Origin of the sequence: Roseiarcus fermentans, assembly GCF_003315135.1 — a bacterium.
Taxonomy (GTDB): domain Bacteria; phylum Pseudomonadota; class Alphaproteobacteria; order Rhizobiales; family Beijerinckiaceae; genus Roseiarcus; species Roseiarcus fermentans.
Genome location: NZ_QNRK01000008.1, coordinates 1 through 12,725 on the forward strand (window position 1 = coordinate 1; position 12,725 = coordinate 12,725).

The 12,725-nt window shown below is 67.7% G+C and carries 13 protein-coding genes; 8 read left to right on the forward strand and 5 right to left on the reverse strand.

The annotated features are described in order from the left end of the window. Positions 1-197: 197 nt before the first annotated feature. Positions 198-476, reverse strand: a complete 279-nt coding sequence (locus DFR50_RS08380) for a hypothetical protein (RefSeq protein WP_113888756.1) — start codon at positions 474-476, stop codon at positions 198-200. 176 nt (positions 477-652) lie between these two features. Between DFR50_RS08380 and DFR50_RS08385 the strand changes: the two genes are divergently transcribed. The 3 genes from DFR50_RS08385 to DFR50_RS08395 all read left to right on the forward strand — a co-directional run bounded on the left by DFR50_RS08385 (position 653) and on the right by DFR50_RS08395 (position 4,498). Next, positions 653-2,188, forward strand: coding sequence for a flavin-containing monooxygenase (locus DFR50_RS08385; RefSeq protein WP_113888757.1), 1,536 nt, complete (start codon positions 653-655; stop codon positions 2,186-2,188). A 354-nt stretch (positions 2,189-2,542) separates the two neighbouring features. Next, positions 2,543-4,174, forward strand: coding sequence for a chaperonin GroEL (groL, locus tag DFR50_RS08390; protein WP_113888758.1), 1,632 nt, complete (start codon positions 2,543-2,545; stop codon positions 4,172-4,174). A 66-nt stretch (positions 4,175-4,240) separates the two neighbouring features. Then, entirely contained in the window at positions 4,241-4,498 is a 258-nt protein-coding gene (locus tag DFR50_RS08395; protein ID WP_113888759.1) for a hypothetical protein, read from the forward strand. Positions 4,499-4,528: 30 nt separating this feature from the next. On the opposite strand, the gene DFR50_RS08400 is transcribed toward DFR50_RS08395, so the two are convergent. Further along, on the reverse strand, positions 4,529-5,524 hold the full coding sequence (locus DFR50_RS08400; RefSeq protein WP_113888760.1) for a PEP-CTERM sorting domain-containing protein: 996 nt from the start codon (positions 5,522-5,524) through the stop codon (positions 4,529-4,531). Positions 5,525-6,372: 848 nt separating this feature from the next. Between DFR50_RS08400 and DFR50_RS08410 the strand changes: the two genes are divergently transcribed. The 4 genes from DFR50_RS08410 (at position 6,373) to DFR50_RS33545 (ending at position 9,370) form a co-directional block, all read left to right on the forward strand. Beyond that, positions 6,373-7,563 carry an amino acid aminotransferase gene (locus tag DFR50_RS08410; RefSeq protein WP_113888762.1) on the forward strand — a complete coding sequence of 397 codons (1,191 nt, stop codon included), beginning with the start codon at positions 6,373-6,375 and terminating at the stop codon, positions 7,561-7,563. 177 nt (positions 7,564-7,740) lie between these two features. Beyond that, entirely contained in the window at positions 7,741-8,382 is a 642-nt protein-coding gene (locus DFR50_RS31305) for a hypothetical protein (RefSeq protein WP_147262700.1), read from the forward strand. Beyond that, positions 8,379-8,756, forward strand: coding sequence for a DUF2019 domain-containing protein (locus tag DFR50_RS08420; protein WP_113888764.1), 378 nt, complete (start codon positions 8,379-8,381; stop codon positions 8,754-8,756). Before DFR50_RS31305 ends, DFR50_RS08420 begins: the two co-directional genes overlap by 4 nt. A gap of 239 nt (positions 8,757-8,995) precedes the next feature. Further along, positions 8,996-9,370: a DUF2019 domain-containing protein gene (locus DFR50_RS33545; protein WP_170153114.1), complete on the forward strand. Its 375-nt coding sequence runs from the start codon at positions 8,996-8,998 to the stop codon at positions 9,368-9,370. 336 nt (positions 9,371-9,706) lie between these two features. Here the strand turns inward: DFR50_RS33545 and DFR50_RS08430 are convergent, their stop codons facing one another. Next, positions 9,707-10,168 carry a MarR family winged helix-turn-helix transcriptional regulator gene (locus tag DFR50_RS08430; RefSeq protein WP_113888928.1) on the reverse strand — a complete coding sequence of 154 codons (462 nt, stop codon included), beginning with the start codon at positions 10,166-10,168 and terminating at the stop codon, positions 9,707-9,709. A gap of 155 nt (positions 10,169-10,323) precedes the next feature. Here DFR50_RS08430 and DFR50_RS08435 point away from each other — a divergent pair, with 155 nt between their 5' ends. Next, positions 10,324-10,755, forward strand: coding sequence for an organic hydroperoxide resistance protein (locus DFR50_RS08435; RefSeq protein WP_113888766.1), 432 nt, complete (start codon positions 10,324-10,326; stop codon positions 10,753-10,755). A gap of 64 nt (positions 10,756-10,819) precedes the next feature. On the opposite strand, the gene DFR50_RS08440 is transcribed toward DFR50_RS08435, so the two are convergent. After that, a complete protein-coding gene (locus tag DFR50_RS08440; protein ID WP_113888767.1) occupies positions 10,820-11,056 on the reverse strand; it encodes a hypothetical protein in 237 nt (78 codons plus the stop codon). A 193-nt stretch (positions 11,057-11,249) separates the two neighbouring features. Continuing rightward, the gene (locus DFR50_RS08445) at positions 11,250-12,677 is read right to left on the reverse strand and encodes a class I SAM-dependent methyltransferase (RefSeq protein ID WP_113888768.1); all 1,428 of its coding nucleotides are present in this window, start codon (positions 12,675-12,677) and stop codon (positions 11,250-11,252) included. Positions 12,678-12,725: the final 48 nt, after the last annotated feature.

The following is a 12,725-nucleotide window of genomic DNA, read 5'->3' on the forward strand; positions in this document are numbered from 1 at the left end:
GTCGGTTGTCGGCAGTCGGCAGTCGGCGGTCGGCGGTCGGCAGTCGGCAGTCGGCGGTCGGCAGTCGGCGGTCGGCGGTCGGCGATCGGCAGTCGGCGGTCGCCAGTCGGCGGTCGGCGGTTGGAGCCGACAGCCTGCTCCGCCCCCGACTGCCCAGCGGCCCGCAGGGCCGCGAACTGCCGACTGCCGACTGCCTCCTACTCCGCCTTTCGCTCCGCCGCCCGCCCCAGAAGCGTGATCGACAAGAAGCCGCCGATCCACGATCCGGCCGCGGCGAACAGGACATAGGCCCAGTTGGAGGTGTAGCTGATGACGGCGAAGGCCGACAGCAGGTACCATGCGCTGCTCCAGGTCGCCGCGGCGAATCGCCGGCGCGCGGCGACATTGGCGGTGAACATCACGTAGACCGCGTCGGTCAGCGCCGTCGAGACGACGACGCCGGCGGCGATCAGCGGATCGAGGCTCGGCAGAATCATGGATCCTCCCTTCGGGCGGCAGAGCGCCCCGGCGAGGGCGGGGCCCATGGTCATGGTAGCCGATCGGGCCGGGAAGTCCGCCGCCCAGCGCCGGCGACGGGGGCTTGCGTCGCCGACGGCGGCGCGGGAAAACCAACGCGGACGCTGTGTGCGACGAGGCGGAAGGGAGGAGCGCCATGAACCTCGATCCGCGGCGAGACTGCGAAGCGCCGCTCGATGTGCTGATCGTCGGCGCCGGCCTCTCCGGCGTCGGGCTCGCCTGCACGCTGGCCCGGGACGCGCCGCACAAGACCTATGCGATCGTCGAGACCAGGGCCGCGCTCGGCGGCACCTGGGATCTGTTCCGCTACCCGGGCGTGCGCTCCGATTCCGACCTGTTCACCTTCGCCTACGACTTCAAACCGTGGAAAAGCCGCAAGGCGATCGCCAGCGGCGGCGAGATCCTCGCCTACATCCAGGAGGCCGCGGCGGAGCACGGGGTTCTCGACCATATCCGCTTCCGCTGCACGGTCGTCGCCGCCGACTGGGACGGCGCCTCGGCGCTCTGGTCGGTGCGGGTGCGTCCTGCGGACGGCGCCGAGACGATCGTCCGCTGCCGCTGGTTGTTCGGCGCGACCGGCTATTACGACTATGATCAGGGTTATCGCCCCCGCTTTCCCGGCGAGGAGACCTTTGCCGGCCCGATCCTGCATCCGCAGGCGTGGCCCGACGATTTCGACCCCGCGGGCAAGCGGATCGCGGTGATCGGCAGCGGCGCGACGGCGGTGACGCTGGTCCCGGCGCTGGCCGAAGCCGGGGCCGAGGTCACGCAGATCCAGCGCACGCCGGGCTACGTCCTGCCGATCCCGTCGGGGGACGCGATCGCCGACTTCCTGCGCCGCTGGCTGTCGGCGAAGCGCGCGCATGCGCTCGCGCGGCGCAAGAACGTCCTGCGCCAGAAGTGGGTCTACGCCCTGTGTCGGCGCTATCCCAAGACCGCGCGCCGCCTGATCCGCTGGGTCAACCGCAAGGCGTTGCCGGAAGCCTATCCGGTCGACGTGCATTTCAACCCGCCCTACGACCCGTGGGACCAGCGGCTGTGCGTCGTGCCCGACGGCGACCTGTTCAAGGCGATCGCCAACGGCCGGGTCGCGATCGTGACCGGCGCGATCGAGCGCTTGACCGCGACCGGCGTCCGGATGGCCTCGGGCGAGGACATCGCCGCAGACGCGATCGTCACCGCGACCGGGCTCCGGCTGAAGATGTTCGGCGGGATCCGCCTGACGGTCGACGGCGCCCGCGTCGACCCGGCGCAAAAAATCGTGTTCAAGGGGACGATGCTCGACGGCGTGCCGAACTTCTGCTTCGCCGTCGGCTACACCAACTCGTCGTGGACCCTGAAGGTCGGCCTCTTGTGCCGGTGGTTCTGCCGCCTGCTGAACGAACTCGACGCCCGCGGCATGGCGGTGTGCGTAGCCGAGCGGCCGAAGGGCGAGACCGGCGCCCGCCCGCTGCTCGACTTCGGGGCCGGCTACATCAAACGCGCGCTGCACGAACTGCCGCGGCAGGGCTCGGGCTATCCCTGGGTGATGACCTTCGACTACGTCTCCGACGAGAGGCTGCTCACCCGCGGCGCGGTGGTCGATCCGGCGATGCGGCTGACTCCCGCCCCCTCTGCCGCGCGCGCCGTCGCCGTCGGCGAGGCCCCGGCGACCGTCGCGGGCCGCGCATGAGCCCGCTCTCCCGCAAGGCCGCCGTCGCCGGGGCGGGCTCGGGCATCGGGCGGGCTCGCCGCGCGCGGCGCGCGTCGTTCTGGACGGCGTCGGGCGCGGGCGAACCGGCATCGTGGTCACCGCCAGGGCGGTCTGGCTCGACCGCCGATCCGGCTGTTCCCCGCCGCCTGTGTGCGCGGCGTCCCACGGCGGTTCAGACCTTCGGGGGCGAGCGCCGTCGGCATGGCGAAATTGCGATTGCGAGCGCGCACAGGCGGCTTATGTAAGGCTGCGGCGGGGCCGGCCCGGGAAGCGAGGGGCGCCGGCCGCCGCCTTTGAGGATCACGCTGGTCGACCACGATCGGAGGGTTTGTCATGGCCGCCAAGGAAGTCAGATTTTCACAGGACGCGCGCGAGCGCATGCTCCGCGGCGTCGACATTCTCGCCAACGCCGTCAAGGTGACGCTCGGCCCCAAGGGGCGCAACGTGGTGATCGAAAAGTCCTGGGGCGCGCCGCGCATCAGCAAGGACGGCGTCACCGTCGCCAAGGAGATCGAGCTCGCCGACAAGTTCGAGAACATGGGCGCGCAGCTCGTGCGCGAGGTCGCCTCGAAGCAGAGTTCGATCGCCGGCGACGGCACCACCACCGCCACCGTGATCGCGCAGGCGATCGTCAAGGAAGGGATCAAGGCGGTCGCCGCCGGTGCGAACCCGATGGACGTCAAGCGCGGCGTCGACCTGGCGGTCGAGGCGGTGGTCGCGGAACTGGGCAAGCACAGCCGCAAGGTGACCAAGTCCGACGAGATCGCCCAGGTCGGCTCGATCTCGGCCAACGGCGACAAGACGATCGGCAAGATGATCGCCGACGCCATGGACAAGGTCGGCAAGGAAGGCGTGATCACGGTCGAGGAGGCGAAAACCGCCGTCACCGAGCTCGACGTGGTCGAGGGCATGGAGTTCGACCGCGGCTATCTCTCGCCCTATTTCGTCACCAATTCCGAGAAGATGATCGCCGAACTCGACGACGCCCTGATTCTGATCCACGAGAAGAAGCTGTCGTCGCTGCAGGCGCTGCTGCCGGTGCTGGAGCAGGTGGTGCAGTCGGGCAAGCCGCTCTTGATCATCGCCGAGGACATCGAGGGCGAGGCGCTGGCGACGCTGGTGGTCAACAAGCTGCGCGGCGGCCTGAAGATCGCCGCCGTCAAGGCGCCCGGCTTCGGCGACCGCCGCAAGGCGATGCTCGAGGACATCGCGGTGCTGACCGGCGGCACGATGATCGCGGAAGATCTCGGCATCAAGCTCGAGAACGTCACGCTCGCGATGCTCGGGCGGGCGAAGCGGGTCCGGGTCGAGAAGGACTCGACCACCATCGTCGAGGGCGCCGGCGAGAAGGCCGACATCGACGGCCGCATCGGCCAGATCAAGGCCCAGGTCGAGGAGACGACGTCCGACTACGATCGCGAGAAGCTGCAGGAGCGGCTCGCCAAGCTCGCCGGCGGCGTGGCGGTGATCCGCGTCGGCGGCGCGACCGAGGTCGAGGTCAAGGAGAAGAAGGACCGCGTCGACGACGCGCTGCACGCCACGCGCGCCGCGGTGGAGGAGGGCATTCTCCCCGGCGGCGGCGTGCCGCTGTTGCGCGCGACAAGAATCCTCGCCGAGGTGAAGGTCGACAACGCCGACCAGAAGACCGGCGTCGAGATCGTGCGCCGGGCGATCCAGTGGCCGGCTCGGTTCATCGTCGACAACGCCGGCGTGGACGCCTCCACCGTGGTCGGCAAGCTGCTCGATTCCGACGATTACGCCCACGGCTACGACGCCCAGACCGGCGAATACGGCGACCTGTACAACCTCGGCATCATCGACCCGACCAAGGTCGTGCGCACCGCGCTCCAGGACGCGGCGTCGGTGGCGGGCCTCTTGATCACCACCGAGGCGATGGTGGCCGAGAAGCCGAAGAAGCCGGCGCCGGCGCCGGCGGCGCCGGGCGGCGGCGACATGGACTATTGACGAGGCGCCGGGGCGCGGCGGACACGTCGCGCTCCCGGCCGACGAAAACCCGACTTTGGAGCCTTCATGACGACCCGCACCTGGACCGGCATCTTGGGCGTCGGCGCGCTCGCGCTGGCCGTGTCGCTTGCGCTTCCCGCGACCGCCCAGACGACGGCCCCGGCTCCCTCGGCGCACAAGGTCCCGATGCATCCGAGCGCGCTGACGCTCGGGTCGCACCGGACGCGGCCGCATCACCAGGGCGTCGGCCGGCTCGGCAACACGCGCGGCCGCCAGCTTCACACCACGCCGATCCACGGAACCATGGCCGGCCCGCGGATCTGAGGCGCGCCGCACGGCGACCGAAGGCATCGGTCAAGCGGCGACGGCGACGATTTTGCGACGGATGCTCGCGGCGACGAGGCCCGTGAAGCCCATGACCAGCATCATCCAGGTCGCGGGCTCCGGCGCGCCGGGGTCCGGGGTGGCGAGAAATGCGTGCGCCTGGCCGTTCGCGTCGATCGTTTGGCCGATGATCTGGTCGAGGTCGTTGACGCCCATCAGCCACGTCTGGCCCGAAGCGTTCGGGTCCGCAATCGTGACGGGCCCGGCGCCAGTGTAGAGATATCCAAGGACGGCGCCGGTGTCAGTGTAGTACGTACCGACGAATTGACTTCGGTCGTTGATCCCGGCGCCGAACCAATCATAAGCACCAGGAAACGGACGGGTCGTCATACCGCTTTTGTCGTAGACGATGGCGTGAGACGCTACGTAGGTGAATTCCGTTCCGACGAATTGTCCAAAATTGTTAAGTCCGCTCAGAGTCGTATAGGTGCATTCCGGACTTCTGCATTTGACGACCTGTAAAATCTGTTTGAACGCTCCGCGCTGGTAAATATAGTAGGTGTTGTCGGTTTCGGATTCAACGTCGAGACCAAGGACTTGCCCGCGGTCGTTGATGCCGATTGGGTCGAATGCATTCACGCTGGCGACGGCGCCCGGCATCTTGAAGTTCGTGAACCGGCCGAAGGAATAGAGGAAACTCAGTTCGGTTCCGCTGTCGTCGTCATAGGTCCCGACGATCTGACCCCGGTCGTTGATTCCGACCAGGGACGTGCCCGCGCTCCCGGGGACGTCGAACGTCGCGTATCGCCCGTCCCGATAGACGAAGCCGTGCGAGACATTCCCGACCGTGTCGTAGGTTCCGACGACCTCGCCGACATTGTTGATCCCGCTGACGGAGGTGCTCCCCGGAATGGATCCGGGGACGGCAATTCCGATGAAATTCCAGGTTGCCGCGCCGGCCGCGCCGGGCGACGCCGCGGCGATCAGGCCGGAGAAGGCGGCAGGGAGAAGGGCGGTCCGTCGCATGATGGGCCTCCTGATCGAACAGGCGCTCAGACCCCGCTCCAAGGGCGCGGAGAGCGGGTCGATCAACGGCCTTCGAAAACGCCGCGAGGGCCGAGCGTTGCGAACAAGTCGCGTGCCGTTTCGATTGTCGACTGGACAGCGAAGAGAGCTGCGCCTTTCGTGGGACGGCGGTCTCGGCGCCGACCCGAAGGCGCAGCGTTTCGTCGCCGCATGACGCAATGGCGATGGTTGCCCACGGTAGGCGGCGATGTCCGCCGCGGTCAACCAAAAAAACATGTTGACGTTGTCATAGAACGGCGACGGAAAACCGCATGGCGCGCGCGGGGGGCCACCAGCCGCGCGGTCCGGCGCGGAGCGGCCCTCGACCCGTCGCCCCGCGTGCGCTCGGCGCCTCTGCCGGAAATGCGCAAGGAGGGCGCCCGCAGCCGAAGGAACGTCGTCGGACGCGAACTGCGACCGAAAGCCACAGGAGCGGGGCGCCCGGCCGAGGGCGCGGCCGTCGCCGCGCCGGCGCGGTGACCTTTGGCGAAGAGGCCGAAACGCCCGCTCGCAGGCTGGAAGGCCTGCGCGCCCTTGGTCCTGTGCAGCGCCGTCCCGGCCTTCGAATTGGATGGGGCCCGGGGCGGCGTCGCGACAGGGAGGCGGCGGGGGTCGATGGACGTTCTTCGGTCAAACGGCTATGCGGGCGCCCTGATCGAGGCGCTCGCCCCGCGGCCGCCCGACGCCCGGCCTTGAGCGGCGCGGGCGCAGGCGATCGAGATCGCGAGCCGATTTGTGGATCGAATAGCCCAGCTTCGCGAAACCGAAAGCCGCTGAAACTCGAATTCAATCCGAAGGAGTATGGTCCCGTGTTCGAAGCGCTCGTCGCCCAGCCGCCCGACGCCCTGCTGGGCCTGATCAAGGCCTACAATTCCGACAGCCGGGCGAAGAAAGTCGACCTCGGCGTCGGCGTCTATCGCGACGCGGACGGGAACACGCCGGTGCTGAAGGCCGTCAAGGCGGCGGAAACGATCCTGCTCGAAACGCAGGACAGCAAGAAGTACCTCGGGCCGGAAGGCGACATCGGCTTCACCACGCGGCTCGAGCCGATCGTCTTCGGCGCCCGCCACCGGCTCGCGGGCCGGCTCGCGGCGCTCCAGACCCCGGGCGGGACGGGCGCGCTGCGGCTCGGCGCCGAACTTCTCCACGCGGCGAGGCCCGGAACCAAGGTCCACCTCGGCGCGCCGACCTGGCCCAATCACGCGCCGATCTTTCGCGCCGCGGGGCTCGCGATCGAGACGCACCCCTTCGCCGATCTCGCGACGCAGGCGGTCGATTTCGACGGCGTGCGCGCCGGACTCGCCAGGGCCGCGCCGGGCGACGTCGTCCTGCTGCACGGCTGCTGCCACAACCCGACCGGCATCGATTTTTCCCGGACGCAATGGGAGGAGATCGCGGCGACGCTGGCGGCGCGGAAGCTCGTGCCGTTCATCGATCTCGCCTATCAGGGCCTCGGCGACGGGCTCGAGGAGGACGCGTGGGCGACGCGGCTCGTGCTCGACGCCGTCGACGAGGCGCTGGTCGCCTATTCCTGCGACAAGAATTTCGGCCTCTACCGCGACCGCGTCGGCGCGCTCACCGTGATCGCCCGCGATGCGCGCGAGGCGGCGACGACGGCGACCAATCTCGCGGCGCTGGCGCGGGTCGCCTGGTCGATGCCGCCCGACCACGGGGCCGCCGCGGTGCGGATCGTGCTCGAACGCCCCGACCTCGTCGCGATGTGGCGCGCAGAGCTCGATGTCATGCGCGGCCGGATCAACGCCAACCGCGCCGCGCTCGCCGACGCCGACCCGGGTCTCGCCTTCATCCGCGATCAGCGTGGCCTGTTCTCGAACCTCGCCATGACCAAGGCGCAGTCGCAGGCGCTGAGTGGCCGCCACGCGATCTATTGCACCGGTTCCGGCCGGATCAACGTCGCCGGCATGCAGCCGGGCGACGCGGGCGCGATCGTGGCCGCGCTGCGGGCGGAGGGGTGCCTCACGGAGAAGGCCGCGGCCTGAGTTCAGGGCGCCACATCGCGGGAGGGAGCGCGTCCCGCGCTCCCCGGCAGCGGGACGCCGCCGCTCCCTGGCGCGCCCAGGCGCGTCGGCCAGCCGACTTTAACCGAAGGCCGCGCGGCCGATTCGCTGGCCAAGGCCGCGACTGCGGCGGAGGCGAGGAGGAATTCGTCGACCCGGATGAACAGGACCGGCTTCGCGCCGCCTGTGGAAAAAGCCAGCCCCGACGATCCGAAACATCCGGGATGGCCGAAGGGCGAACCGAACGGGCGTGGCGGACAGTTCCGGCCCAAAGGGGACGGCGACTCGCCTGAAGGTGGACAGAACGGCGGTCCAGGCGACGGCAAGACGGGTGCGAGTCTTCAGGCAGGCGGACGCGCGTTGGCCGAGGTCATCAAGACCGGGATACGCGGGCTGATCGCCGCGGGGATGAACGCACGGGATAATGGACGACTTGTGGTGCTGCTTGCGGAAGTCGGGCTGGACGCTCGCCCGTATATCAGCGCCTATTTCGACCCGCCGAAGACGCTCCAAGCGTTGCAGAGGGCCGCGCAAGGGCCACGTGAGACGGGATATGAGGACCACCACATCGTCGAGCAGGCGACAGCGAATCCGGATGGCAGTGAACGCGCCTTGATGGATAGCCCCGATAATCTGGCGCGGATTCCAGCGGCAAAGCATTGGGATTTAAACAGATGGTATGAAACGCGTAGGGAACAGTTCGATGACTTGACGCCGCGCCAATATCTCCGAGGAAAAAGTTGGGAAGAACGACGGCGTGTCGGTCTTCGTGGGCTTCAATACGTTGGAGTTCTAAAATGAAAGAGATAGACTATTCATCAAAGTCGACAAGCGAGCTAATAAAGATATTTGAACAAGCGTGTTTGGAACAATATGACACGTACATAACTGACGATCTCGAAACATATGATAGAAATTATGATATTCAAAAACTTGTGACCAAGGAATTAGCATTTCGGGGGCAATCCGACAGAAGATCGCTATTGGCGCTGCTAAGTCACGAAAACCCAGAAGTTCGTCTTCGGGCGGCCAAGCGCGTCTATCCTGTAGCGCGTGATCAGGCTCGAAAATGCTTGGAAGCTCTCGCCGCGGCTAACTTACCGGGCACACAATCCCTCGACGCCGGGATGACGTTGTCGCGGCTGGGGGAAGTTCCGGACTGCCTTGATCATTGAATTTTTGGCGATTGCACACAGATTGCAAGCGCGTCTATCCAGTGGCTCGCGATGAAGCGCGAAAATACCTGGAAGCCCTTGTCGCGGCTGACTTACCCGACATGCAATCCCTCGACGCCGGGATGACGTTGTTCCGGCTGGGGGAAGTTCCGGACTGTCTCGATCATTGAACTATGGCGGTCTGTTCACCTGAACAACGAAGGTCGCTTCGAAGATCTTCGAGAGACCGGGGTATTGAAATGACCGAAAGCCCCTACGCGTCCGTGTCAGTCGGCGAACTTGTCAAACGATTCGAGGAGACTTGTCTGGAACAATATGACACGTATGTTACGGGCGATATTAATCTATACAATAGTGGCTATGATACGCAAGTCGATATAGTCAAAGAATTGACATTCCGCGGACCTGATGCACGCAGATCATTGATGGTGCTGCTAACGCATGAGAACCCTCAAGTCCGTCTCCGCGCCGCCAAACGCGTCTACCCAGTCGCAAGGGAAGAGGCAAGACGCTGTCTCGAGGACCTTGCGGCCTCGGGATGGCCGGATCAATCTCTCGCTGCGGGAATGACCTTGTCCCGGCTGGAAGACGTTCCGGACTGCCTCGATCATTGAATTTTGGAGTCATCAGAATCAGACGCAGATTTCAACGACGAGCATTGTCATTCTGGCAGCTGGTATGAAGCGCGCAGAACAGTTCAATGGCAGCACGGCCCCGACAATATCGCCCAAGGTGGGGGCTCGCTTCGACGCTGTCATCGCGAGGAGCGAAGCGACGCGGCGATCCAGGAGTCCGGGACGCCGACGCCTGCCGCCAGTGGAGTCCGGCGCTCCGGCAGCCGGAAGCGCAGACGGCTCCTGGATCGCCGCGTCGCCCTTCGGGCTCCTCGCGATGACGCCGGAAGAAGCCCCGCTTGGGATGCCCGGCAAGGACGGACCTCAAATCCTGCGCTACGCGGCGGCCGCCGCGCGCTCGAGGCTCGCGCGCAGCGCGCGCAGTTCGCCCGTCAGTCGGGCGAACTGCGGCGCCGGCAGGCCGACCGCGTCGAACACGCAGCGCATCACGTCGCCCGCTTCGCCCTTGGCCGCGCGGCCCTTGTCCGTCAGGGCCACGACAACCCGGCGCTCGTCCTCGTGCGAGCGGCGCCGGGTGAGGAAACCCATCGCCTCGAGCCGCTTGAGCAGCGGGGTGAGCGTGTTGGAATCGAGCGACAGCGCCTCGCCCAGCCGCCCCACCGACACCCCGTCCTCACCCCAGAGGGCGACCAGCACCAGGAACTGCGGATAGGTCACGCCGAGCCGCTCGAGCGGACGACGATAGACGCGGTTGAACGCGTGCCCGGCCGAGTAGACCGCGAAGCAGAGGAAGTCCTCGATGCGGATGTCGGCGGTTTCGGGCGGCGCGTCGGTCATGCCGCAAATTAGATCGCGGGCGATCAAATCGCAAGCGTTGACAGGCTCGCCCCCGCAACTTATAACGCCGGCGATCAAATCGCACACGATTGAAACCGCGGTTCGGTCCGGCCCATCCGGTCGTCATCCAGGATTTTTGCGAGAGGAGCGAGCCCATGTCCGTCGACGCCAAGTACAAGACGACTGCGACCGCGAGCGGCGGCGGCCGCGACGGCCACACCCAACTCGAGGACGGCACCCTCGGCTTCAATCTTGTCATCCCCAAGGAACTCGGCGGCCCCGGCGGCGACGGCGCCAATCCGGAAAAGCTGTTCGCGCTCGGTTATTCGGCCTGCTTCCTCAGCGCCATGCGCGTCGCCGCGGGCCAGACGAAGATCAAGGTTCCCGAGGGGACCACGGTGACGGCGACGATCGGCGTCGGCCCGCGCTCGGAAGGCGGCTTCGGCATCACCGCCGACCTCGACGTCTACCTGCCCGGCCTGCCCGAGGCGGAAGCCCACAAGCTGGTCGAGGTGACGCACACGATCTGCCCGTACTCCAACGCGACGCGCGGCAACGTGGACGTGAAGTCGACCACGCGGGCCTGAGCGCCGCCGCGGGCGAAAGCCGGGAGGCCGCCGGCGGGCGGCCTCTTCGCGTGAGACGCGGACCTCAGTTGTCGATGCAACCGGTGTTGCAGTCGGCGCGATCACGGCTGAGGCCATCGGTCTCCCGCCTCGGGACCACCGGGAGCGCGAGCGCCGTCGCGCCCGCCGGGATCGCCGCGTGGGCGACGCGATGGACGGGGTGGTGAACGGTGTGAGCCGGGGCCAGGGTGTCGGCGTTGCCGACGACCGGAGCGCACAAGCAAATGGCGACGGCCGAGGCCGAGATAATCAAGGACTTCATTACGAAACTCCCTGGGTTAAATCTTGTTTGCCGATGGCGTTGTTTCTCATCGACTGGATTTATCTAGAATGTGAAGATCCCGGCGTCTGTGATGGCGATCACAGGTCGCGCAATTACCTTCGCGGGATCATCTGAAACGCTGGCGCCGCCGCCTTTGGACGGACGGCGGGACGGCTCGCGTTCGCGCCGCGCCTCAGCCGTGCGCCCAAAGCTCCTCGACGTAGCCGCGGCGGATCCAGTTGCGGAACCGGTAGCGCCGGGAAAAGCCGTGTTGCGGCAGGAGCGCGCTCACCACGGACTGCCGGTTCGACGGCCCCCTGACCGGGCGCGCGGCCTCCTGGTTGATGCTGAGCAGCAGCGGCGCCCATTGCGGCAGGCGGGCGAAATAGTCGGCGCAGACCGCGTCGCCCATTTCGGGGAAGGAGTCGCAGTTGAGCGCGATGTCGGCGCGGATGGCGACGGCTTCGCCGGGCTGCGGCGCCAACACCAGATCGATCCCGTCGTCCTCGCCCAGGCGCTCGCCCGGCGACCGCAGCGTGACGCGGACGTCAGGCAGGCATCGGCGCAGGGTGAAATATTGCATCGCCGACACCGTCGGCAGGTCGACGACGACATAGCGCTTCACCCCGAGGCGATGGGCGTAGCAGGCCGCCTTGCCGAAGCCGCCGCCGATCTCGCACACGCGCGGCGATGGCAGGCCGCTCGACTCGATCGTCCGGAGCGCGGCGTAAAGCGACTGGATGTCGCGCGCGTGCACAATGCGATCGCCGATCGCGAGTCCGAACAGCCCGTCGAACACCGTCGGCGGCGCGATCGAAAAGCCGACTTTGGCGTCGATCGCGGCGACCAGCGCCGCCTGGCCGACCGCAAGCGCCTCGCCCTCGAAGTCGAGTTCGTCGCAATCGGCGCGAAAGACGCCGAGATACTGGGCGAGCGAAGCGAGCATGTCGTGGAACGGCGCCAGCGCCGCGCGCCGGCCTTCGGGCGAAGCGGCGACGAGGTCGGCCCAGGCCTCGTCGCCCTGCATCAGCCCGCGCGATTCGGGGCGCTTCTGGATGTCGACCAGACAGGCGGCGAGGGCGCCCGCGTCATCGCCGGCGAGCAGGTCGGCGAGCGCGCGGTGGCGGGTGCGGACGATGCCGCCCCACATCGTCTTCGGATCGAGGGACGCGCGCGGTTTCAGCCGGCGCCACGCCTCGATCAGCTCGGCGGCGACGCCGACGTCGTCGTCGCCGGCCGTACGGGCGCTGAAGCCGCCCTCGAGCAGGGCGAGCCCGCGGCGGGGCGCGTTGATCATCGCCGCGGATGGGCGGGAGAGCGTCGAGCGCAGCCAGAAATCGCTTCCCGCCACCCGGGCGGCGAGCGTCTCGACCGCGGTCCCGCCCTCCGGCATCGCGAAGGAAAAGCCATGCCGGCCGTCGCCGACGCCGGCATGGGCGAGGTCGTCGCGAAACAGCTCGGCGCGAACCGCGCCGAGCGGCGCGCCGGCGGCGAAGATCTCGACCACGAGCCGCTGTTTCGGCGCCAGCCGGTCGTCGGCCCAGCCGGTGAGGCGTCCGTCCTCGATCCGGTCGAGATAGCCCCGGTACTGGGGCGGAGCCTTTCGCGCAAAGATCGCCATCCCCGGGCCTCTCGAGAGCCTGCCGCGCCGCTCCGGCCGAGGACGGCG